This is a genomic window from Pontibacter rufus, from assembly GCF_015694705.1.
Taxonomy (GTDB): domain Bacteria; phylum Bacteroidota; class Bacteroidia; order Cytophagales; family Hymenobacteraceae; genus Pontibacter; species Pontibacter rufus.
The window spans coordinates 94,999-118,595 of sequence record NZ_JADQDR010000008.1; the positions used below are offsets into that span (position 1 = coordinate 94,999).

Annotated in this window: 17 protein-coding genes; 3 read left to right on the forward strand and 14 right to left on the reverse strand. The window is 48.4% G+C overall.

The window, feature by feature from the left end:
• Positions 1 to 206: 206 nt before the first annotated feature.
• Positions 207 to 1,274 (forward strand): fatty acid desaturase family protein, encoded by a 1,068-nt coding sequence (locus tag I2I11_RS14325; protein WP_196268417.1) that lies wholly within the window; start codon positions 207 to 209, stop codon positions 1,272 to 1,274.
• Between the two features lie 348 nt (positions 1,275 to 1,622).
• On the opposite strand, the gene I2I11_RS14330 is transcribed toward I2I11_RS14325, so the two are convergent.
• The 6 genes from I2I11_RS14330 to I2I11_RS14355 all read right to left on the reverse strand — a co-directional run bounded on the left by I2I11_RS14330 (position 1,623) and on the right by I2I11_RS14355 (position 12,231).
• On the reverse strand, positions 1,623 to 2,885 hold the full coding sequence (locus I2I11_RS14330) for a purple acid phosphatase family protein (RefSeq protein WP_196268418.1): 1,263 nt from the start codon (positions 2,883 to 2,885) through the stop codon (positions 1,623 to 1,625).
• 21 nt (positions 2,886 to 2,906) lie between these two features.
• Entirely contained in the window at positions 2,907 to 4,544 is a 1,638-nt protein-coding gene (gene pafA / locus I2I11_RS14335; protein WP_196268419.1) for an alkaline phosphatase PafA, read from the reverse strand.
• Between the two features lie 472 nt (positions 4,545 to 5,016).
• On the reverse strand, positions 5,017 to 6,837 hold the full coding sequence (locus I2I11_RS14340; protein WP_230680302.1) for a RagB/SusD family nutrient uptake outer membrane protein: 1,821 nt from the start codon (positions 6,835 to 6,837) through the stop codon (positions 5,017 to 5,019).
• 10 nt (positions 6,838 to 6,847) lie between these two features.
• On the reverse strand, positions 6,848 to 10,420 hold the full coding sequence (locus tag I2I11_RS14345) for a SusC/RagA family TonB-linked outer membrane protein (protein ID WP_196268420.1): 3,573 nt from the start codon (positions 10,418 to 10,420) through the stop codon (positions 6,848 to 6,850).
• 10 nt (positions 10,421 to 10,430) lie between these two features.
• Entirely contained in the window at positions 10,431 to 11,465 is a 1,035-nt protein-coding gene (locus I2I11_RS14350) for a FecR family protein (protein ID WP_196268421.1), read from the reverse strand.
• Positions 11,466 to 11,661: 196 nt separating this feature from the next.
• Positions 11,662 to 12,231: an RNA polymerase sigma factor gene (locus I2I11_RS14355; protein ID WP_196268422.1), complete on the reverse strand. Its 570-nt coding sequence runs from the start codon at positions 12,229 to 12,231 to the stop codon at positions 11,662 to 11,664.
• A 561-nt stretch (positions 12,232 to 12,792) separates the two neighbouring features.
• Here I2I11_RS14355 and I2I11_RS14360 point away from each other — a divergent pair.
• Positions 12,793 to 13,206, forward strand: coding sequence for a transmembrane 220 family protein (locus I2I11_RS14360; protein WP_196268423.1), 414 nt, complete (start codon positions 12,793 to 12,795; stop codon positions 13,204 to 13,206).
• Between the two features lie 27 nt (positions 13,207 to 13,233).
• On the opposite strand, the gene I2I11_RS14365 is transcribed toward I2I11_RS14360, so the two are convergent.
• The 3 genes from I2I11_RS14365 to I2I11_RS14375 all read right to left on the reverse strand — a co-directional run bounded on the left by I2I11_RS14365 (position 13,234) and on the right by I2I11_RS14375 (position 17,153).
• Entirely contained in the window at positions 13,234 to 14,631 is a 1,398-nt protein-coding gene (locus tag I2I11_RS14365; protein ID WP_196268424.1) for an alkaline phosphatase family protein, read from the reverse strand.
• Entirely contained in the window at positions 14,609 to 15,853 is a 1,245-nt protein-coding gene (eboE, locus tag I2I11_RS14370; protein ID WP_196268425.1) for a metabolite traffic protein EboE, read from the reverse strand. The genes I2I11_RS14365 and eboE overlap by 23 nt, the downstream gene beginning before the upstream one ends.
• A 121-nt stretch (positions 15,854 to 15,974) precedes the next feature.
• On the reverse strand, positions 15,975 to 17,153 hold the full coding sequence (locus tag I2I11_RS14375) for a 3-dehydroquinate synthase (RefSeq protein ID WP_196268426.1): 1,179 nt from the start codon (positions 17,151 to 17,153) through the stop codon (positions 15,975 to 15,977).
• A 44-nt stretch (positions 17,154 to 17,197) separates the two neighbouring features.
• On the opposite strand from I2I11_RS14375, the gene I2I11_RS14380 reads away from it, so the two are divergent.
• Positions 17,198 to 17,341: a hypothetical protein gene (locus I2I11_RS14380; protein WP_196268427.1), complete on the forward strand. Its 144-nt coding sequence runs from the start codon at positions 17,198 to 17,200 to the stop codon at positions 17,339 to 17,341.
• Between the two features lie 101 nt (positions 17,342 to 17,442).
• On the opposite strand, the gene eboC is transcribed toward I2I11_RS14380, so the two are convergent.
• The 5 genes from eboC to I2I11_RS14405 all read right to left on the reverse strand — a co-directional run bounded on the left by eboC (position 17,443) and on the right by I2I11_RS14405 (position 23,479).
• A complete protein-coding gene (gene eboC, locus I2I11_RS14385) occupies positions 17,443 to 18,351 on the reverse strand; it encodes a UbiA-like protein EboC (RefSeq protein ID WP_196268428.1) in 909 nt (302 codons plus the stop codon).
• Complete coding sequence (locus I2I11_RS14390; protein WP_230680303.1) at positions 18,348 to 19,289, reverse strand: TatD family hydrolase; 942 nt, start codon at positions 19,287 to 19,289, stop codon at positions 18,348 to 18,350. Before I2I11_RS14390 ends, eboC begins: the two co-directional genes overlap by 4 nt.
• Positions 19,290 to 19,507: 218 nt before the next feature.
• On the reverse strand, positions 19,508 to 20,407 hold the full coding sequence (locus I2I11_RS14395; RefSeq protein ID WP_196268429.1) for an EboA domain-containing protein: 900 nt from the start codon (positions 20,405 to 20,407) through the stop codon (positions 19,508 to 19,510).
• A gap of 421 nt (positions 20,408 to 20,828) precedes the next feature.
• Positions 20,829 to 21,761, reverse strand: coding sequence for a cation diffusion facilitator family transporter (locus tag I2I11_RS14400; protein WP_196268430.1), 933 nt, complete (start codon positions 21,759 to 21,761; stop codon positions 20,829 to 20,831).
• Positions 21,762 to 22,084: 323 nt separating this feature from the next.
• Positions 22,085 to 23,479, reverse strand: a complete 1,395-nt coding sequence (locus tag I2I11_RS14405; RefSeq protein ID WP_196268431.1) for an MBL fold metallo-hydrolase — start codon at positions 23,477 to 23,479, stop codon at positions 22,085 to 22,087.
• Positions 23,480 to 23,597 lie beyond the last annotated feature (118 nt).

Consider the following 23,597-nt stretch of genomic DNA (forward strand, 5'->3'; position numbering starts at 1 on the left):
TAACAAACCCTGTCTTACGCCAGGCGTACAAGATACATTAATTCCGGTATAATCCGGGCGAATGCCTGGTGCTGAAAGGCTTTTGTTTTTTTCCTGATCCTGATTCAGGTATACGCAATGCCGGTTTTTGGTGCTATATTTGCACTTCGTGAAGTGAACCGTGTTACCGGTATCGCCTTACAATTCCACATAAACAACTAACCTTTATGGTTGCACCTAAATTCGCTGTACAACAATCTTCTTTCCACGCCGAGCTTAAAAGGCGTGCTAACAATTACTTTCAGGAGAAGGGCGTTTCTACAACCGGTAATTACAAGCTTTTTACGAAGGCGGCTATACTGTCTGTTAGCCTGATACTCATATACATTCACCTGGTTTTCTTTACGCCTGCAGCCTGGCTGGCTATTCTGGAGTGCATTGTACTTGGCGGCCTGACGGCAGCTATGGGCTTTAACGTGATGCACGACGGCTCGCATGGCAGCTTCAGCAAAATAAAACGGCTGAATGAACTGGCCAGCATGTCGCTGAATGTGCTGGGTGCTAATGTATTTATGTGGAATACCAAACATAACGTGATCCACCACGCCTATACTAACATTGACGGCATTGACGATGACCTGGATGCAAGACCTTTCCTGCGGCTGTGCGAAAGCCAGAAACATTACCGTATTCACCGTTACCAGCATTTATACTTCTGGCTGGCTTATTCTATGTTGTTCTTTTTCTGGGTGTTTTTCTCTGATTATCAGAAATACTTTACCAAAAAAGTGGGCTCTATGCCACTGAAGAAAATGACCCGCACCAACCATATTTCGTTCTGGACTTTTAAAGCGGTGCATGCAGCTTTTTTTGTAGTCCTGCCCATATTTATGGTTGGTTTTGTGCCCTGGCTGGTAGGCTTTCTGATCTATGGCGTGTTTACGGGTTTTGTGATGAGCATTGTGTTTCAGCTGGCCCATACCATAGAAGAAACCAACTTCCCGGTAGCGGCACAGCCGACAAACCGCCTGGAAGACGAGTGGGCGGTGCACCAACTGCGCACTACCGCTAACTTTGCTACCAACAACAAGCTGATTACCTGGCTGGTAGGCGGGCTGAACTTCCAGATAGAGCACCATCTCTTTCCCAAAATATCGCATGTTCATTATCCGGCGCTGAGCAGTATCATCAAGCAGGCCTGCGCAGATTACAACGTTCCATACCTTGAATTTCCAAAAATGCGCCTGGCGGTAGCATCGCACGTAGCGCATTTAAAGCAGCTATCTCAGGGATAAATTACCTCACCTGTAAGTATAAACGCCCGCTCCACACCTTAGGTGGAGCGGGCGTTTATACTTACAGGCTGCTGATAACAAATGTAACTGTTCTCTGGCTTAGCTGATGCAAATGGGCAGAATCAGAAACTTGCAGGTGCCCTTTAAGTAGATTGTGTACAGGAACTATAGTATAGATGAACCGAAACCATGCTTCATAAAGGCAGCCAAAGGCTTTTTGCTGAGGCGCAAAAGTGTTTCTCCTTGTCGATTGGCTTCCCGCATACTTGCCCTCATCAGCCTTGCACTATGGGTAAAAGCTATTCTTATAAGCCTTAAATCAGTATAGGTAAACTCGCCTTATAATCTTTATTTTACTATTTTGAAGTAGTCGATCCTTTCACCGCCTAGGTTATACACATCATAGGTGATCGTATTTCCGTCTACAATCATGACTGCATAATTATACATCTTTTTGGGAGAAGTATATACCATGGAGGGCATATCGCTGCCACCCAGGCCCTGAGGTGAGCCGCCAGCAGTACCATTGGTTACATAAACTGTTCCGGCAGGGCTCCGGTAAACATGGTCATCCTGCAGAGCTATTATCCGGTTATCCCGGATGGCTTTATGCCGCTCGTATACATGACGGTGCCCGGCCAGGGCGAGATCAACTTTATACCTGTCCAACAGCGGCGCGATGCGCTCCTGCCAGCCCTGCACATGGCTCCAGCCAAACGAGTAGAGAGGGTGGTGCATGTATACGATAACCCAGGTGATGGCTTTGTTTTGGCGTGCCTTTGCCAAATCGGCTTCCAGCCACTTGTATTCCGGTGAGCTTTTTCCATAGCGCCAGTTTGTGGCGCCGGCTTCCTCTACGCCCTTCGCATGTCCGGAACTGAGGGCTACAAAATGTGTATTCCCATAGGTAAACGAATAATCTGTATCTTTTTCCGGTAAGTTAAACAGCTCATGGAAAACAGGAAAAGGCTTTTGGAAACCGGAGTCGGCCGTATCGTTTACAACATCATGGTTGCCTGTTACTGGCATAAAAGAGGCAATGGCGTTCAGTGGCTGAGCTACGCGAAAGAAATTCCTCCAGCTTGTTGCCATTGAACCATTGTTGACAATATCGCCCATATGTATGGTAAACTGAATGGGGTATTCCAGCATTTGATGCACAATAGCTTCTGTCTTCTCAAATTGCGTGTTAAATTCGTTGTCCTGCGTGTCGCCCCAGACACCTACAACAAACTTCTCCTGACTTCCTAAAGGCGGGGCCGTTTGAAAAGAGTAAATCTTACTCCATCCGTCCTCCTCAGACCCGCATCTGTAAAAATAAGTGGTATTGGGCTGAAGGTGCTTTAAGGTAGCTTTGTATATATAGGCCTGCATAGCATCTGAATACGCCCTGGTAGCCTGCGTCCGGTGAGAATTGGAAAGACTGCTATCCGTAGCATACTGAACGGCTCCTTTGCTTACATCATCTTTCGCCCAGGTAATGGCCATTGTTTTGCCCGTCGCGTCTTCTTTAGAGCTGTCCCAGCTAAGGTGTATATTCCTGACTTGAGAAAATGCAGGAATGCACTGCAACAACGCACAGATACCAAGCAGAAAGATGATTCGTTTCATGATTAACCTGGTTTAAGAATTCTACTTTAAAACCGCAGGAATAGGCTTGCCAATACTCCCGTTCGGGGCCTGTATGTGAAGCAAAGCCGCTAACGTTGCTGCAATATCCGTCATGTGAGTTGGCTCATTTGTCTGACCCTGCTGAATGCCCCAGCCCATCCAGACCAGCGGAATATGCGCATCATATGGGTACCAGGTGCTATGTCCGGTACCGGTAGCAGAACCTGAAAGCCAGGCAGGCTTCAAAACGATCTGGATTTCTCCGCTCCGTTCATGGTTGTAGCCGTTAATTATCCGGCTCTGTAAAATATCAGGAATTGCAGCCTCCTGCACGTCCTCCATAGCCAGGACGTAGGCAACACCAGGCTTATCCTTAAGAAATTGGATACAATCTTTCTGTATGTCGGCTTTGTTCAGTTTGCTTCTGGTAATAAGAGGATTATTTAAATGCACCTGCGAGTTGCTGAAACTTAGCACAATGTTTCCTGCGTGGTACTTTTTTTCCAGTTCCCGGTTTAAATCTTCTAATAATTTGCCGCCTGGCCATACACCAGCGGGTATGTTATGGTCAAGCAGGAAATTGGGGTTGTGTGCAGCGGCGTGGTCAGCACTAAGGAAAACAGTATAATTCCCTTTGCCTACTTTCTTATCCAGGAATGTAAAGAGCTCCGCCAGATCGCGATCTAACCTCAGATAAGTATCTTCTACTTCTATGGCATTAACGCCGAATCTGTGGCCAATATAATCAGTAGACGAAAAGCTTACGGCAAGGAAATCAGTTATTTCATCCCTGCCCATCTGCTCATTCTCAAGCGCTGCCTTTGCCATCTCCATTGTAATAGAATTGCCATAGGGGGTCGAGCGGATTATACCATAATTTTTACTATACATTTCCGATGTCTTTACCGGCAACGTAGGGGCTGCCATACCTGAAAACTTCCCTTCGTATGAGTTGTTGTCAGGAGAGCTTTGCACATATGTTCCAATATCATGTAGCGTATTCCAGTTTTGCTTCAGGTATTTTTCTGCCAGCTTCTGGTTGTTAAATTTGTTCACCCACTCCGGAAGTTCCTTCATATAATAGGTGCTGCTGATCCAGTTTCCGGTAAGGTCATCAAACCAATAGGCCGCATCGGCAGTATGTCCGGCCGGTAAAATGGCACCGCGGTCTTTTAAGGCAACACCAATTATCTTGGAACGGAAATTAGTAGCCAGGTTTAGCTCATCCGTAATGGTTGTGGTAAGCAGGTTCCGGGGCGACATTTCTCCGGCGTCGGAGGTGCTGCCCACAGTCTGCACGGTTGAGTCTTCCGTGCAGTATACCTTTTTTCCTGTGGCCTGAATGATGAAATCATTTCCGGCAATACCATGAATAGCAGGGACCGAGCCTGTATAAACACTGCTGTGGCCAATTGCTGTCACGGTAGGGATATAATCTATATAGGTGTTTTCACAGCTAAATCCCTCATTCAGCAATCGCTTAAAACCGTTTTGCTCATAGCGATCATAATACCGGTATAAATAGTCCCACCGCATCTGGTCCACCATGATACCAACCACCAGTTTGGGACGGGATAACTTACTATTCTGAGCCTTTTTTTGTGCAACGACTGGGAAGGCAGTAATAAGGACTGTGAAGAAAAGAAGCGCTTTTTTCATGAATTATAGATAGCAGAGATTATTACATAACCTCTAATGAACTGATAAACTAATTTAAAACGGTGGTGTATATCTATGATGTATAAGTTAAAAGCCAGAGGCGAAAAAGATGGGATGCAAACACATGCGTTTAGCCAGTTGCATAATTTCTTTGTCCTGTACTTAGGCTTGCTTTTAACCCGGTTGTAAGCACCATACATTGTAGACCACAACCCTATCTTAGTTGGTTCAGCAATGTATGGTGCCTGGCTTTTGGTACAAACACAAGTATAAATCAATAAACTAGCCGGGCATGAGAAGAAACATTCTTCATTCCCTGAAGATGCATCCTTTCCTTGATGGATTATTATTTATCATACTGCTGAAAATCAAATGTATACTTATAGGCTTTAATCATGCTTGCTGCATCAAAGTATCCTTTTTACAACTGATATATCACTATGCATTATAGATCATAATCAGAGACTGAATTTTAATTCCAGCCTGGGTTTTGTTTAAGGTTAGGATTTGTCAGCAGATGTGTTTCCGGAATAGGATACAGATAGTTCTTATCCTCCCATTGCCGCAGAATGTTGCCCAGCCACACAATCTGGCCACTATCCCCGTTTGTTAATTTAAGAGATTCTGTTCCTACGTTTACGTAAGTAACTCCATCGATCGGATCTGATGGTGCTTTTTGAGTATAGAAGTAAACATCCGGAATGCCGTCTTCATTTAAATCCATATACTCATTTGCTGCAGGCACATATATACCGGTCCATTTCATTTCCATCAGTTCGCCTCTTGCCCACCTGACAATATCATAAAAGCGGAAGCCCTCTAGAGCCAGCTCAATTCCTCTGTCTCTGCGGACTTCAATTATTACAGGATTTGAAATGTTCGGGAAGTAGGTTTCCTGCATGTATGGGTCCACCACTGTAGGCAGGGAGGACAAACCGCCTGTAATACCTGCCCTGCTGCGGAGTGCTCCTACCGTTTTCTCCCAGTCCTCATCCGTAATCGTACCCAATTCTGCTTTTGCTTCTGCATAATTCAGCAAAATCTCAGCATACCGAAATACAGATACAGCATTGGTGTTATTATTTCCACCATCAATAGCCACGTCATCCAAGGTCCATTTTATAGGCTGATATCCTGTGTAAGTATAGGTGAAAGCGGGCGGTGCAGGCACTACTACCCCTGCGCTGACACGATAATAATCATCCCCTCTGATGGTTTGCTCCAGCCTTTTGTCTCTTCCATCCACTTCCTCACTAAAGACCATCGTTTTATACCCGGGGTTGCTGGTGAAAGGAGTGCCGTCAATGTTCAGGTAGGTGTTGATAAACGGCCGGATAAAGCTGAACCTGATGCCGGTAGTTGCACTGGTGAAATACCAGTTAGCAGCATGCCGCACACCCAGGTTTACATCAGACACGGCAGCAAGCATTACCTCCGAAGCAACAGGAACATCGCTGGTGAACACCTGCCTGTACGATTCTTCCGGCCCGGCTGCATCATAGAGGCTGTACCTGCCGCTCTGCATTACCTCCTGCGCCGCCGATGCAGATTCTGTTAGAAAAGCGTCAGCTGTGTTACCCAGGTTATAGTCTGTATGGTACTTCCGGAACGTGCCTTCAAACAACGCAATCCGGGATTTAAGCGCAAGCGCAACATCCTTGGTGATTAAAGTTCTCGTCGGATCATCAACGGTTCTTATATGCTCAATAGCATAGTTGATATCGGCCATAATGTTGTCCATTACTACCGTACGCGAGTCACGGCCTTCATACAGCTTTGGATCAGAAACATCCAGCGGCTTGTCAATCCAGGGTACATCGCCATACCTTTTCACCTTCTCGAAATAGAACCACGCCCTGAAGAACCTGGCGAGCCCGTTATAGTGTTCTCGTACCTCCTCCGATATGTCGGGGCTGGTGTTGTTCTCAAGAAAAAAGTTAATGTTGCGTAACGCTCCCCATCCCCAGTTCCAGTCGCCACCCAATGCCACCAGATCATACCCCGAAGCGGAAGTATTGTCGCTTGTTCTCGAACTGTAGACACCTTCTCTCAGGAAATCAGGTACATTCCTCCTGGCAGCATAGTCGGATATGGCATCGGCCTGGGTAATATTGTTTGCACTGGGCATCCAGTCGTAGAAGGAATTGGCATATAGTTGCAGGCCGCTTTCGCTCCCGAACACGGCATCTTTATTTGTTGTCGCAACCGGTATTTCCTCCAAATCACACCCAGTAAGTAAAATGCCGGCAAGAAGTATCCATAAATATCGATTTTTCATAACGATTGAGTTCATGTGTAAGATATTAGAAAGTGACAGACAGACCCAGGGTATAGCTTCTCAGCAGGGGATAATTGTATCCGTCCCCGGCATTAGAGCTCGTAAAGAGCTGGTCTGAGGGAGCCGTTGCATTCTCAACATCAATGTTCTTCACAATTTTGTAGAGAGGCGACCAGGTCCAGAGGTTGTCACCAGAAACGTAAATTCTTGCCGCCTTCAGTTTGATTCTGGAGATAAGATCCAGTGGCAGATTATATCCTACCTGAAAGTTCTTCAGGCGGACGTATGCGGCATTCATCACATACCCTGACTGCTCTTCCCGGAGGATTGCCCCATTTCTGTTAGCGAGACGCGAGACATACCTTGGGAAAAATGAATCCGGATTATCCTCTGACCATATAATGCCTTCTTCAAGATGCCATTTTGGGATATCACCATACGGTCTGTTATACTGCCCCCAGAATGCGTTTGAATCATACCTTGGGTACCAGTCCTGTTTTCCGACACCCTGGAAAAAAGCCGAGAAGAAAAAGTTGTTCCAGTCAGCCCCTAAGTTTATTCCATAAGTATACCTCGGAGCAGAATTCCCAATAATGGCTCTATCGCCCGGGTTGTCAACGGTATTGTCACCGGGGCTTATGATGCCGTCGCCGTTTATGTCTCTCAACTTTATATCGCCGGGGAAGTACTCGCCGGATGAGGTTGATTTAAACAGGCTCTGATCTGCATGGTTATCGATATCTGCCTGCGATGTGAAGAAGCCTTCCGTTTCATACCCCCAGATCTCACCAATTTTCATTCCTTCGTAATAGTCGTTCAGGAATTTATTAGGATTGTTGTATCTCAGAATTTCAGCCTGATTATCAGCAAGGTTTAACCGTACCTGGTAGTTGAAAGGCTTTGATGCCACCTGAAACATATCGCGCCAGGACAGCATTAGTTCCCATCCGGTTGTTTTCAGGTCAGCGTAATTACCTTTAGGTGATGTGGCTCCAAAAACAGCTGGAAGCGTCATGCCAATGGTGTACATGTCAGTAGCTTTGCGGATATAAGCATCGCCCGAGAACTGCAGCTTTCCGGAAAACATCCCCAGGTCTAACCCGATGTTCTGTGTGGTTACTGTTTCCCAGGTGAGCCCGTTCGGGAGCACATCTGGCATGCTGGTTCTCTGGGGCTGAATCCCGTTGAGTATTCTATCTGACTGCGAGATAGAGAAAGTTTCCTGAAAGGCATATGCACCTATATTACCGCTTCCGAGGGAGCCATAAGAGGCCCTTAACTTCAGCTGTGATACAATATCAGCCGGTACAGGCCAGAAAGATTCCTCAGATATTCTCCAGCCTGCTGAAACAGATGGGAAGAAAGCATATCTTTCATCTTCGGGAAACTTGGAGGAGCCATCGTATCTGCCGTTCAACTCCAGCAGGTATCTGTCATCAAAAATATAATTCAGCCTGTAAAAACCGCCCAGGATTTTCCATTTTTCATACCCGCCGGAAGTCACAATAGATTGGCCTAATGCTAAATTAATATTGGAGGCGTCTTCAAAAATAAGGCCGTTCCGCTGAGCCAGCAGTCGCTCAAAGGTTGACTGCTCATAATTGGTGCCGGCCATAGCTTTGAGGTAGTGCTTGTCCCGGAATGTATTCTCATACTCTCCATACAGGTTCGCTGCGATGTAGTCGGTTTCATCCTGAATGTTTCTGATATCGTTGTACTCCGTGCCTACATACTCTATTACGCCTGGGGCTGTGCTGTATGGCACCTGCACCCGTCTCCTGAATTCGTTATTGTTTATGTTCTGGAAGGTAAAATTGCCTATTATCTTAAATTTATCCTCAACGACCTGGGCCTCGAAACCGGTGGTGTTCCGTATGATATTTCTCTTTGTGTCTATCCCGTTTTTACCATAGTAAAAGTCGCCCACAGTATAGGCAGCGGAGTAGGTAAGGGTGCCATCCGGGTTGAGCATTGGGGCAAGCACATGCCCCTCGTCGGCAATGTTTCTCCAGATACCGCCTCCTTCGCCTACATTGAGTGGGTTGTGATAGCTTCTGCCGGAATAATCAAAATTGTTATTTACCTGCAACCAGGGATAAAGCTCTATAGAGCCTCTGGCCCTTAAGTTATATCCTTTAAAATCATCTGAATTATACCTGAACAATCCTTCCTGCCCATAATATCTTCCGGATACCATAAAGCTTGCCTTATCAGTGCTTCTTGATAAGGAGATATTATGTTCGTTTGAGTATAGTTGATCTTTGTACAGGAGATCGTACCAATCAGTGTTTCCGTAATACACATACTTCCCGTCCGGCCCAACTTCAATTTTGGGCAGACTTGGATCTTTTGATCTTCTTTCCAGTTCAGCCAGGTACTCCTGAGAGAATGTCAGCGTTTTATTTACGTTCTGCGGGTATGTGCCTTCCCAGGCATAGAAGGACTCATTGAACATACTAGCCCATAAAAACCCGTCTGTGACATAGTCGGGCAAAACGGTGGGTTGTTTTACACCAAAATTTGCATTGTATGTAATAGAAAATGCACCAGATGCGGGTCTTTTAGTGGTTATCAGTACCACACCAAAGGCTCCTCTGGCACCGTATACCGCAGCAGATGAAGCATCTTTCAGCACAGAAATAGATTCGATATCATTTGGGTTCAGCATGCTCGGGTCACCCTCAACGCCATCTATCAATACTAGCGCACTGCCTCCCTGCCCAATGGAGGTGGTTCCCCTGATGTTGATATTGGGTGATGCATTGGGTTTCCCATCCAGTAATCTTATATTGACGTTTGGCAGTACACCCTGAAGCCCCTGCGTGATGTTGGGGAGCGGCCGGTTCTCAAATACTTCGCCACCAACCTGGTCTACTGCACCCGTCAGATTAGCTTTCTTCTGCGTGCCGTATCCTACCACCACCACTTCTTCCAATGCTTTCGCATCATCCTCCAGGACTACATCAATACTGGTTCTGTTGTTAATAGGCACCTCCTGTGTCTGGTACCCTATGTAAGAGAACACAAGCGTTCCATTGCCATCAGGCACCGTAATCGCATAACTTCCGTCAGATCCGGTAGGCGTAGCAGTGGAAGTGCCCTGCAGGAGTACCGTTACCCCCGGCAGGCCTGTGCCACTTTCGTCTGTTACCCTTCCGGTTACTTCAATATCGGCCTGGCTGGCTTTCGCATTTACCTCAGGCCTGTTAAAGCTGGTTTCCTGTTTGCTCTCCGGTTTTTCATCTTTATAAATGATATACACCTTCTTCACCTTTTTATACTTAAGGCCACTCGGCGCCAGTACCTTTGTCAGAAGCACCTCTATGTCCTTTTCCTTAGACAGAGAAGCCGGTACTTTTAATTTCAGCTCCTGCGCTATATCAGACTTGTAAGAAAACTGGAGGCCATAGGTCTTGTGCAGCTCCGTCAGAACCTCTTTTAAAGGTCTTATTGAAACCTTTTGCGCCGCTTCGGCATAATTTGCAGCAAGCGTGACATCCGTACTAGAATGATTCTGCGCTATTCCTGAAAAATACAGGCAACATAGTGCCAGGGTCAGGCCTGAGGAGCCCAACCAAAAAGTAAATCTCTTTTGCATAGGATGCTGGTTAATAGTTAGAAATCATAATTGTTTTTTTGTTTTCCCGGGTTATTTTCATGTCCAATGTCTCTGATAAGGTAACGAGGATATCATCCAGGCTCCCCGCATCGAGGTAGGCCGTTATCTCTTTGTCAGCAAGCGTCGTATCCCGGAAAACTACAGTATACCCATAATCATCCTCCAGCATAGTTGCTATTTCACGTAAAGAAGTATTGTCGAAAACAAGCTTGTTATCCTTCCAGGAAGTATAAAGGGCTGTGTTTACTTCTCGCTTTGTAATTGTGCCGGCCTTATCCGGTACTTCTACCAGTTCACCCGGCAGCATAATTACTTGTTTGTTCTCGCCCGTACGGGCTATGTTAAGCCGGACTTTCCCGGAAGCCAGCACGACTTCACTTTTGTTCCCCCTGTCCGACACGTTGAACGCGGTTCCCAATACTTCAACCTGAATGCCATCTGAAGTGTAAACTATAAATTTCTGATTATTTAGCTTATGGGAAACCGAGAAATAAGCTTCCCCCTTAAGGTGCACTTCTCGTGGTTTACCGGATGTCCACTCAGCAGGTACTGTTAAGCTGGAATTAGCATTCAGCACCACAACAGAACTGTCCGGGAGCTGTATCGTACGCCTTTCCCCGTAACGGGTCGCATATTCTACGGGCGGGTTGTGGACTAATTTGGAAAGTATAAAACCGGCAACAAGAAGTAAAAGCCCGAGTGCAGCAGCTACAAGGGTTGCCCTTTTTTGCCAGAATCTCAACGGTATAACTTTGGCCCCGGTAGTTTCAGCAGGCGTATAAGGCGCGCGTGCTTCACTTAGCTTTTGCCATATTTCATCTAATTCCCAATCCTGAATTTTGTCTTCATCTCCGGAAAGTATAACAACTAGCTTCCGGGCTTCCTGTATTGCCTCCTGCTTGGCAGGATTATCGGCCAGCCATTTTATCCAGAACTGATTACCCGCTGCAGTCGGATTTTTAACCCACTGAATAAAGAAGTCATCAGCTGCAAAATCTGCCACATCGTATTCTGAATAGTCCATCTAAAGAACTTTAGCCGTTAACAAGCGTCAAGAAGATTGGCTAACTATCAGTAGCCTTCTATAAGTATTAGCTGCTTCGAGCAAAAACTATCCCTCCGAAAAGGAAATTTATTTTCAAGAGGATTTCTCTCAGGATTTGATCATGTATGAGCATACACAGACCACAACGGCATGGCTGCTTTGTAAGAGCGGCAGTTTAAAAGGCAAATACCAGTAAAAGTATAGCAGTGTACATTTTGAGGAAGAGTAGCTGGAGCTTATCAATGGCTTTGTAGGTAAGTTTATACACAGACGCTTGTTCTAAGCCCATTACAACAGAAATTTCTTTAGGACTTAAATTCATATAGTATTTCAGGAATATAACCTCCCGCTGCCTGGCTGGCAACTGTGAAAGCAAAGCGCCTATTTTTTTCTGGTTAATTTCGTCAGTTTGCAAATCAATGAGATCAGATTCGCAGGAACTTATGGTAAGAAAATGATAGTTTTCGGGAAGCGATTCAGGGGAGTTCTTGGTGTCAGATTTTTTTATGATCTCTAAACGGAGGGCTTTTAACAGGTAATTTCTTGTATGAGCCGGATTGCCTAAATTTTCCTTATTTTTCCAGAGATTGAAGTATACCTGTTGCAGGCAATCTTTTACCAGATCCTTGTCTTTTGATAACTTACAGCCATAGCGGTACATAACTGGAGCGTGCTCCCTGTAAAGCAAGAGAAAGCTAGTCTCACATCCTTCTTTGAAGTTTCGCCATATTTCCTGCTCATTCATATCTAAATGGATTTATGTTATGATAACTCTTTAGACAAGCTTGCTCCCTTAGCAGGCAGTATCAAGTATATACCTTTAGCTTTTTTGATTAGATCATCTTTTGTTGCGGGTAAGTAGTATTTCTTAGCTGAGTTAGAAGTTAAATATGGTACTCTGAAAAGTAACCGAATATTTTATATGGAGGATATAAGTTCAAGACTTTAAATCAATTATCCAAATTTTTTGCACCTTAATATAGTATGCGACATTGTGTTAATACAGGGAGATGAACATGTTTAGCGCTAAGCGGCAGCTAATTTTATTTAATTCAGGCTTCACGATAGTAGATGCATCCATAAGCTGGCATCTGAAGCGGAGTTCCCTGGTTGGCAGTTAATACGCTGCAGGGGGAGGGGAAAGAATTTGCTTTAAGCTTACTTTTCTGATATTTTTATTGAATCACTTTGAAAGTGCCGGATGATGGAGACACAGAAGCGGAATATGTCCATTAGCGTTTCTATGATTTCTCTTATGCGTTGATATGCGTATAAATAATCAATAGATAAAAATAACCTTTATTGCATGAAAGCATTTCGCATATTTTTCGGCTTTTGCTGCCTTATGTTTCTGCTGTTCACTTACTGGCAGTTCAATGATCCGGATGCCTGGTTCTGGATAAGCATCTATGGTTTTGCCACCGTGATGGCGGGCATGGCAGCTTTTGGCAAATACGTTGTACCGCTGCTGCTGCTGGCAGCATTTCTCAGCTTTATCGGTTTTGTGTATAAATATCCCAGCTCCGTTTCAGCCTGGATACAGCAGGAATGGATGCAAAAGGATTTGTCGATGAAAACACATGCTATGGAGCTGGCGCGCGAGTCTTTTGGCCTGTTGCTGGTGTGTTTGGTGATGCTTGCTGCCGCAGCAACTGCTTACTTAGAGAAGCGCAAAACCGCAGCTACAAAAGAACCGCAACTCCTAAACCACAGACAGTAGCGTAAAAGCTACTGTCTGTGGTTCTTATTATAACTGTTGCTTTTGGGTTGCTGGTTGTAGTTGCAGGTGTGATAGTATGACGGAGAAGACATCCGTTGCCTTCACTTCCTTCGGGAGCTGCGCCGGTTGTTTGGTGTATAGTACCGGCCATTCGCTTTTATCTTCCGGCAGACGGCCGTGTGAGCCTTTTATCAGCTCAGCGTTGAGCGGAATAATGTCCAGCACCATCCGGAAGCCCAGCTTCTTTTTGAGGAGCTTGCCCGCTACCAATGGCATCAGAAACTTAATATCCGGGTCTGTAAACATCTCCACCGGGTCAAATCCGGGCTTTTTGTGTATGTCTACCATGCGGGCATAGTCCGGCGCCTTTTTATCATCGAGCCAGAAATAATAAGTAAACCACGAATTCTTGTCGGCTATGGCTACCAGTTCCCCGCAGCGCTCATGCGCCAGGTTATACTTGTTCCGCTCATCGCCTGCCAATACTTCCTGCACGCCGGGCACCTGCTCCAGCAATTGTTTTACTTCCTGTATTTTGCTTTTATCCTCCACATAAATATGGGCGACCTGGTGGTCGGCTACGGCAAAGGCCTCACTCATGGCAGTGTCCAGCAGCTCTGTGCCGCGCTCTTCGCGCACAGCAATATAGCCGTGCTGGCGCAGCACCCGGTTCAGGTGTATCGGGTGGGTTACATCCGAAATGCCATACTCTGATAGTATAATTACCTGAGCGCCTTTAGCCTCATAAAATTGTATCAGGTCAGCGCATACCGCGTCTATTTCTTGCAGGTCTTTGGCGATGCGCGGGTCGCTGGGCCCCAGGCGCTGCAGATTGTAGTCGAGGTGGGGCAGGTAGATGAGCGTGAGTGTGGGGTCGTACAAATCATCCGTGATTTTAGAGGCGTCCGCAATCCACTTGCTCGATTTGATAGAGGTTTTCGGCCCCCAGTAGTTGAACAGCGGGAAAGTGCCCAGCTTTTCCTGCAGCTTGTCGCGCAGATCGGCAGGTTGCGTATAGCAGTCGGGCAATTTGCGGCCATCAGCCAGATACTGCGGGCGCGGTGTAAGCGTGTAATCGGCGGTAGTGTTCATGTTATACCACCAGCCCATGTTAGCTACTGTAAAGTTTGGGTCAGCCGCCTTGGCCACATCCCAAATCTTCGGGGCCTGAATCAACTTGTTCGACTGGCGCCAGAGTTTTACTTCATCCTCATCCCGGAAGTACCAGCCATTGGCCACAATACCATGCTCCTCCGGAAATTTGCCGGTGAGGTAAGTGGCATGTGCCGTACAGGTTACGGCAGGCAGCACCGGGTGTATTACTGCGCCTTTGGCGTCAGCTGTCCATTTTGCAAGAAAAGGCGTATGTTCGCCAATAAGGGAGTTGGTCAGGCCAACCACATCAAGTACGACTGTTTTCTGCATCTTTAGTTGGGTTTATCTTTTGCAGCACCCATTCCAGCTCCCGCTGGAGGGATGCGTGCAGCTCTTTTTTCATGTCTTCCGGAAGCACTTCCCAAGTATAGGTTTCAGCCTCCAGGTGATTGGTTAAATGGTTGTGCTGCAATAATTCCAGCACCTCCGCAACAGCATCCTGTGTAGATTGCAAACCATTATACGTGCTGGTAAACAGCGGTACATGGAAGTGCGTGCGCCACTCTTTTGCCTCCGGTTTTGCTATCTGCTTTAAGGCCTGTGGCAGGTCTGTATAATGCGTGAGCCGGTTGCTTTCATTGCGCTCCACTACCTGGTGCAGGTAGGTTGATTCCGCAAAGGGAGCCAGTTGGTCCGCTATACGTTGGCGCTCTTCCATACTTACCGGCAGCATTACTTTAAGCGCAGAACTGAGCTGAATTTTACCGATGCGGATACCGGCTTCCTGTAGCTTCGCAAAAGTATCGGCAGGTTGCTCATACACCAGGGCAAAGTGGCATACATCGTAGCAAAGCTGGATGTGCGTGCGAATTGCTTCTGCTGCTTCGCCTTCAGATATTCCCGAAGCAGCCTTCAGTTTTTCAATGCCAATGGGCAGCAGCCGGTTGTTGTAAAAGCTGATGAATTCCTCGGTATCCTCCAGCACCCCGTCCGGTTCCGGCTCTATATCGATGTGGATGGTTTTGCCTGTTTCGGATTTTATACCTTGCAGTTCCAGCACTACCTCTGCCAGGTGTAGGCAGGAGGTTCGGAACATAGCATCTAGTGCCGCTTCATCGTGCCGGTGCCAGGGTTTGTAGGAGAGGGGCGAGGTAGAAATGCCGCCATCCAGCTCCTCCGGTAGTATAGCTGCCAGAATGTGTGCCAGCCTTATTGTGTAATCTACCCGCTCCCTCGTTGTCCAGTCGGGCTTATGGACCGCATCTTTTACCACCTGCTGATGAAATCCCCCGAAAGGAAAACCATTCATGGTATACACATACAGCCCGTTGTCCTGAAGCCATACTTTAAAATCAGCAAGGCGCTTACCCGCTAACAACTCCCGGCTGGCAAGGTCGGAGAGGCGCAGGCCAATGCCAAAAGGCTTATCAGGGCTGAGGTTCTTTTTAAGAGGCGGCAGGTACTCCTGCAGGTTCCGGAAAACCTCGTCCCAGCTTTCGCCGGGATGTATGTTGGTGCAGTAGGTTAAATGGTAGCCGTTGTCGAGGTACATGTTTTATCTGATGAAGCCGGAAATAAGCAGGAACTGAACCCGCCATGTATGGTGTCATTTTTAAGTATAAGTATAACCCAGACCTTGCAGTGTGTGCAACTCCTGCAAGAGTCTGAATAGCTCAGGCAGAAACAGCTTTTTGCTGGCGCTCCTGCAAGAGTTTCACGGCTTGTATGAGCAATGCTTCGTCCATGTGATGCACTTCCACGCCTTCGCCTATTTTATTCAGCAGCATGATGGTGAGCTGGCCGCCCAGATGCTCGCGGAACTCTGAAAGCCCTTTAAGTATCTGCAATGCCTGTTCCGGCGCATCGGTTTGTTGCGACAGTTCCGGCACATACAGGTCAAACCCCAGGGTCGAGATGAGTTCCAGTACATCTTCGCATTCGCGCTTGCTCAGCATACCGGCCAGCATTGAGTACACCACATCCAGTGCAATGCCAATGGCAACCGCCTCGCCGTGCCGGAGCCTGTATTCCGTAAGCTGTTCCAGTTTGTGCGCTGCCCAGTGCCCGAAGTCCAGCGGCCGTGAAGAGCCTTTCTCAAACGGGTCTTTGCCGGAGATATGTTCGGTATGCATTTCGGCACAACGGAAAATTAAATCCTGCATGGCGGGCATGTCCCGGGCTACCAGTTTAGCGGCGTTCTGCTTGATGGAAGTATAAAAATCAGCATCTTTTATCAAAGCGACCTTTATTGCCTCTGAAATGCCGGCTCGCCAGTCCCTGTCTTCCAAAGTAAGCAGAAAATCACTGTCGTTGATAACGGCGACTGGCGGGGCGAAGGTGCCCAGGAAGTTCTTCTTGTGGAAGGCATTTACACTGTTTTTTACGCCCACGCCGGAATCGTTCTGTGCCAGCACGGTTGTCGGGATGCGGATAAGGCGGATGCCGCGGTGCGCGACGGCGGCAGCAAAACCAGCCATGTCCAGCAGCGCGCCGCCGCCAATAGCCACTAAGTAAGAGTGGCGGCAGATACCGAAATTATTGACAGCCTCCAGCAGATCCTGCACCAATTGCGGGTTGTTTTTGGCGTCCTCGCCGCCGGGCAGAATGAGGGGTTCGGCGGGTAAGGTTATTGTATCAGCATGATGTGCGGCATAAGCCTTGATATCCTTCACCAGCGAAGGATGGGCGGCTGCCACACCGCTGTCGATTACGAACAGGAGCTTGATGGGTTCTGTCCTGCCATCCGGCTGCAGCACATTTAGCAACACGCGGTTATCAGGATTGAACATCCCTTCGGTGAAAAACACGCCATAGTTGAACTGCACCTGAAAAGACTGTTGTATAATTCTCATATTTGTATGAACGGACAAAATTTAATTTTTAAAGTATACAGGCTATGGTAGATAAACACATTATACCTGAATATGATTTCTTTAACGCTAAAGCACTGGCATACTTCCTTAATCAGAGCCCGGCAGCTATAGATGAACCTGCAACGGCGCCTCACTTTAACACTTTTTGGGAAGCCCTGGCTACTTAAAAAATTAATTTAGCAAGTATAAAAGCCAGCCACTTCATAAACTGCCATACTTTAAAGCTGCCGGCATATTGGCAAAGTATAAAGCCATTGCAGCAGGCAATTTACGTAACAGCAAAGCTCCGGGCTACAAAAATGGATACCGGCAGCAGCAGCAGCACCGCCAGCCCGTACTGCCAGCCGGCAAATCCTGCAGCAATGCTGGCATCCATCACAATAAGGGCCAGTATCCCTGCTTTTACGGCTTTGCCCACCAGAGCCGGCTGCCTGGTAGGCAAAGCTTTGAACAGTGGCGGAAAAATCAGGAAGGCGAACAAAAGCAGAAACGGGAGGCAATACCATACATTAAAGTCTGGCAGCAGCACCAGGCTTGCGATGGCGGCTATCACCAGCGCATACAGCGCCATGGCGCCTTTTAAGGCTGCAGCGTTTCCGCCGTGTACCTCGCCCCGGCTAATCATGGTGATAGCTGAAATGTATACAATCGGAATCAGGCTCAAAAACCAGAAGTGACTTACAGCCAGCGGTACAGCACTTACGCCCAGCAGCAGATTTCCACCCCGGCAGGCACCCATGTTAATGGGGCCCAGCACCGGATGATGTTTGCCTTTCCAGTCGTAGAGCAGCGCGAGCAGGGCTACGACCAGTGCAAGTATGGCACTCAAATCAGAAACCTGCCAGGCCGCCAGTATGCCACCGGTAAGCAGGATGGCGCCCAATGCAGAAGCGCCTCCCACTGTTGCTACGCCACTCGGAATTGGCCGCTCCGGACGTTCTACCCGATCTAGGGCGGCATCAAATACGTCATTAAATACCACGCCGCCGCCATACAGCCCCACGGTAGCAAGTATAAGCCAAAGGAGTTTGAAAGCTGCCAGCGAAATATTACCATCAGCCCAGAAAGGCGACGAGAGCAAAGCACCAGCCGCCGCAAAACCCAGGGCAATATCTGCGATGGCCGTAATGATATTGGCCGGGCGCATCAGCCGCAGGTACGCACCTGTTCGTGTCATCTGATGATGTTAGAAGGCATGTCGCCTGAGGTTTCTATTTCGCCTACTACGGGTGTCTGGCCGCCCCGCAACACGGAATTGTCGGAGAATTTCTCACGCTGGTCTACTGTTGTGGCATCCAGCCAGTCAGACTCTTTCATCTGGCCGCTCTGCCCGAAAGCGCTCAGGGCATTCTGGTAACAGACCATACGCACATCCGCCTCAGAGATGCCGCGCTCCAGCATCAGCGAAGCCGTTTTAGGCACCGAAAGCGGATCGCTGATGCCCCAGTCGCAGGAACTGTTCACGATAATGCGCTCTGTGCCATACTGTTTCACGACCTCCACCATGCGCTCGTTGCCCATTTTGGAGTTGGGATAGATAGTGAAAGCAGCCCAGAAGCCCCTGTCCAGCACGTCTTTTACCGTTTCCTCGTTGTTGTGGTCTATTATCACCATACCCGGTTCGATGCCATGCTCCAGGCTAACTTCCATACTCCGGATGGTGCCGGTTTTTTTGTCGCGGTGCGGGGTATGGATTTGCACGGGCATGTCTGCTTCTTTGGCCAGTTCCAGTTGCAGCCTGAAGTACTTGTCTTCGGCGGCTGTCTGGTCGTCGTACCCGATTTCACCCACGCCTACCACGCCTTCTTTGCAGATAAACAGCGGCAGCAGTTCCATTACCTGCTCGGCCAGCGGCTCGTTATTGGCTTCCTTGGAGTTGAGGCCAATGGTGCAGTAATGGCGGATACCGAACTGGCTTGCCCGAAACCGCTCCCAGCCTACCAGGCTGCTGAAATAATCTTTAAAAGAGCCGGCCTCGGTGCGGGGTTGTCCTAGCCAGAAAGCGGGTTCAATCAGGGCCACAATGCCGGCCTGGCGCATACGCTCATAATCATCCGTGGTTCTGGACGTCATGTGTGCGTGCGGGTCTATAAACAGCATATTGTTTGTGCGCATAAGTGGTTTTAAGTAAGGATACTTATAAAATGTGCTAATTATCAGGTGATATTACGTCAGATACATCTGTCTGATTTTGTCGAAGACGCTTATCAGGGCATAAAACACCAGATGATTAAAGTATATGTTCTGTTCTTTGGGATGTTACCGGAATAACAACTACCGAAGTATAAGTATAAATTTAATTTTGTGCCTGTACTTTGTGTACGAAGCAGTATTTATTTTTGTGCTGCCAGTGTTTCGGCGCCTATCAAATCCCAGGTCAGCTCGCCGGAATCGATTCTGTTTTTGAGCTGCGGATGCGCCTTCAGCAATTCCAACGCTTCCGGATACGAACTTTGCGCACAGGCCAGCGCCGCCGCTTCGTGCTGTATTTCTTCTGGCTGATCAAACAGCCGCCTGATGTCTTTGATGATAATATCGTCTATAAACGGCCCCACGGGTCGCCACAGTTCCGGTGAAACGGTTCTGCCTGCTGCCCAGCGCTCGTGCGCATAGTCTGACAGAATGTGGGCCAGCCTGGCATTGCTGCGCCGGTCGATGCCATAGATGCGGAAAAGGGGTTTGCCCACAAACAGGGTTTTCAGCACCATCTGGTTCCAGGCGGCCTCGTCCAGGTAATCAGCCGGATATGGATTGTCGAGCGCCACGGCCTCATACACATTGCCCATGTTGGTACGGAAGCCTTCGGCGGCACGCGCTTTAAAATCTTCGGGGTAGGGCAGGAGCGGCATGGCAGCGTAAAGCGCAACCAGTTCGCCCATGTCGGCGGTGCTGAAGAGCTTGTTTATCTGGGTCAGGAATTCCGCTTTATCCGTGTGCGGCAGCGTAAGTATAAGCAGCGTGCGGGCGGCCTGATCTGTCGTCCAGTTAGCAGGGTTAAAACCTTTACGGAGGCGCTGTGCTTCCGCTAAATCTGCTTCTGAGAGCTGGAGCGGCGCTTTGCCCATGTAGCGCGGCACAGAGCTGAAAGCCAGGTAAAACTCTTTACCCGTGCCGGATGAAGCTGACACCTGCTTTAGCTTGCGCGATAGCCAGTCTATGGCCTCGGGCGCAGCGATCTGGTGCAGCAGGCGAAGTAAAAAGGGCTGAATCTGTTGTATATCTACCTGATACATAAAAGCCTTAGGGGTATATGTGTTTGGTTCTGCACCATCGTAGCGGCATCAAAAACAGTTTGCCTGCCATCGGTGGCGTTTGCCGTGTAATGTTTTCTGAAAGCCGGCAGGTTGTGCGCCGGCGGTATGTTTTGCAAGTATAGCACAGCAACCTCGTGTTGTGATTTAGCTAAACGACGTTTAAACACCTATTATGCTTGCGGGTTTAAAGTTACTTTTTAAAGATGAACATTACAACTTCAAAAAACATACTATTTTAGCTTCAGGAAAACGGATACTGCTACCGGATAAGCACCCTCAAAAAGCACCTGTGCAGCTCAAAATTATACTTCTAAATACCGCCGGGAGTCGCTGGAAAATTTTTCATGCGGCTCCTTCACCACCGGCAGCATTGCCGGTGGTGAAGGAGCCGCATCCGGACCTATACCTGCTTTGCCGGGGCTTCCTGGCTGGTGAGGTTGCGGGCTTCTACAAAAATACGCTTTACCTCCGGGAAATTGCTGCGGATGTTGTTTTCAAGCCTGGCGATTACCTCTGTGATTTTATGGCCGCTTAAATCCTGCTGAAACTGTACGTCCAGCGCCAGCAGCACTTCATTGGGCGCCATGTGCATGGTGAGGGGAGGCCGCAGCGTATGTACGTCCGGATCGTTGTTTACCAGCTGGTGTACGCCTTCTACCAGGTGCGTTACAGCGCTCTCGCCCACCAGCAGGTTTTTGCTTTCGACCACCATAATGACGGCGACAAAACAGAGTACCACACCAATCAGGATGGAGGCCATGCCATCCAGCATAGGATTCTGGAAATAATGGCCCAGAAAAATACCGGTAAAGGCAATCAGCAGGCCCAGCAGGGCTGCGCCATCCTCATAGATAACGGCAAAAAGCGTGGGGTCTTTACTTGTCCGCAAATCGGTCCAGAAGCTGCCGCCTCCCCTGATTGCGTTAAACTCACGGATGGCCACATAAAAGGAAGCCCCCTCAAATATCATCGCCACCAAAAGCACCATGTAGCTCCAGAACGGATCTTCCAGGGTCTGGGGATGGTTGATGTGGCTGATACCTTCGTATACCGACATGCCACCGCCCAGCGCAAATACCAGTATCGACACAATCAGCGTCCAGAAGTATAGCTCTTTGCCATGGCCGAACGGGTGGCTTGCATCAGCGGGTTTCTTGCTGCGGCTGATGCCGAGCAACAGCAGCAACTGGTTGCCGGAGTCCACCGTGCTGTGGATGCCTTCGGAGAGCATGGCGGAGCTGCCGCTGACAGATGCTGCCACAAACTTAATAATGGCGATGCCGATGTTAGCTGCCAGCGCCCCGTAGATAGGTAGTTTAGATCCTGTTTTCATGTAACGTCAAATGTTTCTTCTTTAAAGCAAGCTGTACCCGGAATTTATACTTGCAGGTTGCCGGGACAGGTGCAATGCTATACCCGCAGTCCGGCTATGTTGTTACCGGGCAAAAGCAGATAGTATATTAACTTTACGGGAAGGACGCTTTTAAAGATAAGCAAGGGCGCATATCCGGCTTCAGACAAATGCCGCAGGCCCTGACCCGAAACCAATGTATAACATCTGGACTTGGGGCTGTTGCTGTGTGGCAGGCAGGACACTCACAGGTATAAAAGACGCCGCAGTCAGGTTGGCGCGGCGCTTGCTACGTGCCGGAAGTATCAAACCAGGGCTATGGTTGGCAGTGTGGTGTCAGCAATAGCTTTAAAGCCACCTTCTACATTAACGAGTTTATTATAGCCACGGGCCTTAAGTATGGATGCCGCAACCATGGAGCGGTAGCCGCCGGCGCAGTGCAGGTATATGGTTTCAAGCTTTGGAAGCGCCTCCAGATGCTCATTCAGGTAATCGAGTGGGACATTGTGTGCGCCCTCCACATGGCCTGTTTCATATTCGGCGGACTTGCGCACATCTACTACCCGGATGCTGTTGTTTTGGGCATAACGCGTTGCCAGTTCCGCTGCCGTGATGGATGGAATGGTATCAGTTTCTTTTCCTGCCGCTTTCCATGCGGCAATACCACCTGCCAGATAGCCGAGTGCTGCATCATAGCCTACGCGTGCCAGGCGCGTTACCACCTCTTCTTCGCGGCCTTCATCCGCAATAAAAAGTATAGGCTGCCGGATGTCTGGAATCAAAGCGCCTACCCAGGGAGCAAAGCTGCCGTCGAGGCCAATATTAACAGCACCGGGAATAAAGCTTTTTGCAAACACTTCGGGTTTGCGCGTATCGAGCACCAGGGCGCCTGTTTCGTTGGCGGCAGCCTCAAAGGCCTGTGGCGAGAGTGCCTGCAGTCCCTGGCGCAGCACTGCCTCAAAGCTGGTATATCCTTCCTTGTTCAGCTTTACATTGAGCGGGAAATAGCCGGGTGGCGGAAGCAGACCGACGGTTACCTCCCTCACAAATTCCTCTTTGCTCATGTCGGCGCGCAGGGCATAATTCGTTTGCTTCTGGTGGCCCAGCAGATCAGATGTTTCCTTGCTCATGTTTTTGCCGCAGGCGGAACCCGCTCCATGTGCCGGATACACGATTACGCTATCGGCCAGAGGCATTATTTTAGTGCGGAGTGAGTCGTAGAGGAGGCCTGCCAGTTGCGCTTCGGTTAGTTCTGATCTCGCGGCAAGATCCGGCCGGCCCACATCCCCGATAAAAAGCGTATCACCCGTAAAAATAGCATAGTCTCTCCTGTGTTCATCCTGCAACAGGTAGGTTGTAGATTCGGGGGTGTGGCCGGGCGTGTGCAGCACTTTAATCGTCAGCTTGCCCAGCTTTAGTTCCTCGCCATCGGTAGCAAGGTGTGCGCTAAAAGCAGGTTGCGCCTGCGGGCCGAAAACAATCTGTGCGCCGGTAACTTTGGCCAGATCCACGTGCCCGGACACAAAATCGGCATGAAAGTGCGTCTCCAGCACATACTTGATTTTAGCGCCGTTTCGGGCAGCTTTGCCCAGGTATGGCTTTATCTCCCGGAGCGGATCGATAATGGCTGCCTCGCCGTTGCTTTCGATGTAATAGGCGCCCTGTGCCAGACAGCCGGTATATATTTGCTCTACTTTCATAATACTTCTCGCACGCTTTTATAGCAATGAGACAGCAAATATGGCCCCATATAACCGGATATCAAATGTTATCCGGAGAACTATACTTACAGACTGCTATACACCTTGCCAGGGTGTT

What these genes read in the sequence shown, in the direction of transcription:
- I2I11_RS14350 (WP_196268421.1), bottom strand. Translation starts at nt 11,465, where the DNA reads ATGGACTATTCAGAATACGATGTGGCAGATTTTGCAGCTGATGACTTC.
- I2I11_RS14355 (WP_196268422.1), bottom strand. Translation starts at nt 12,231, where the DNA reads ATGAATGAGCAGGAAATATGGCGAAACTTCAAAGAAGGATGTGAGACT.
- I2I11_RS14400 (WP_196268430.1), bottom strand. Translation starts at nt 21,761, where the DNA reads ATGAAAACAGGATCTAAACTACCTATCTACGGGGCGCTGGCAGCTAAC.
- pafA (WP_196268419.1), bottom strand. Translation starts at nt 4,544, where the DNA reads ATGAAAAAAGCGCTTCTTTTCTTCACAGTCCTTATTACTGCCTTCCCA.
- I2I11_RS14340 (WP_230680302.1), bottom strand. Translation starts at nt 6,837, where the DNA reads ATGAACTCAATCGTTATGAAAAATCGATATTTATGGATACTTCTTGCC.
- I2I11_RS14345 (WP_196268420.1), bottom strand. Translation starts at nt 10,420, where the DNA reads ATGCAAAAGAGATTTACTTTTTGGTTGGGCTCCTCAGGCCTGACCCTG.
- eboC (WP_196268428.1), bottom strand. Translation starts at nt 18,351, where the DNA reads ATGACACGAACAGGTGCGTACCTGCGGCTGATGCGCCCGGCCAATATC.
- eboE (WP_196268425.1), bottom strand. Translation starts at nt 15,853, where the DNA reads ATGTACCTCGACAACGGCTACCATTTAACCTACTGCACCAACATACAT.
- I2I11_RS14325 (WP_196268417.1), top strand. Translation starts at nt 207, where the DNA reads ATGGTTGCACCTAAATTCGCTGTACAACAATCTTCTTTCCACGCCGAG.
- I2I11_RS14365 (WP_196268424.1), bottom strand. Translation starts at nt 14,631, where the DNA reads ATGCAGAAAACAGTCGTACTTGATGTGGTTGGCCTGACCAACTCCCTT.
- I2I11_RS14380 (WP_196268427.1), top strand. Translation starts at nt 17,198, where the DNA reads ATGGTAGATAAACACATTATACCTGAATATGATTTCTTTAACGCTAAA.
- I2I11_RS14390 (WP_230680303.1), bottom strand. Translation starts at nt 19,289, where the DNA reads ATGCGCACAAACAATATGCTGTTTATAGACCCGCACGCACACATGACG.
- I2I11_RS14360 (WP_196268423.1), top strand. Translation starts at nt 12,793, where the DNA reads ATGAAAGCATTTCGCATATTTTTCGGCTTTTGCTGCCTTATGTTTCTG.
- I2I11_RS14330 (WP_196268418.1), bottom strand. Translation starts at nt 2,885, where the DNA reads ATGAAACGAATCATCTTTCTGCTTGGTATCTGTGCGTTGTTGCAGTGC.
- I2I11_RS14405 (WP_196268431.1), bottom strand. Translation starts at nt 23,479, where the DNA reads ATGAAAGTAGAGCAAATATATACCGGCTGTCTGGCACAGGGCGCCTAT.
- I2I11_RS14375 (WP_196268426.1), bottom strand. Translation starts at nt 17,153, where the DNA reads ATGAGAATTATACAACAGTCTTTTCAGGTGCAGTTCAACTATGGCGTG.
- I2I11_RS14395 (WP_196268429.1), bottom strand. Translation starts at nt 20,407, where the DNA reads ATGTATCAGGTAGATATACAACAGATTCAGCCCTTTTTACTTCGCCTG.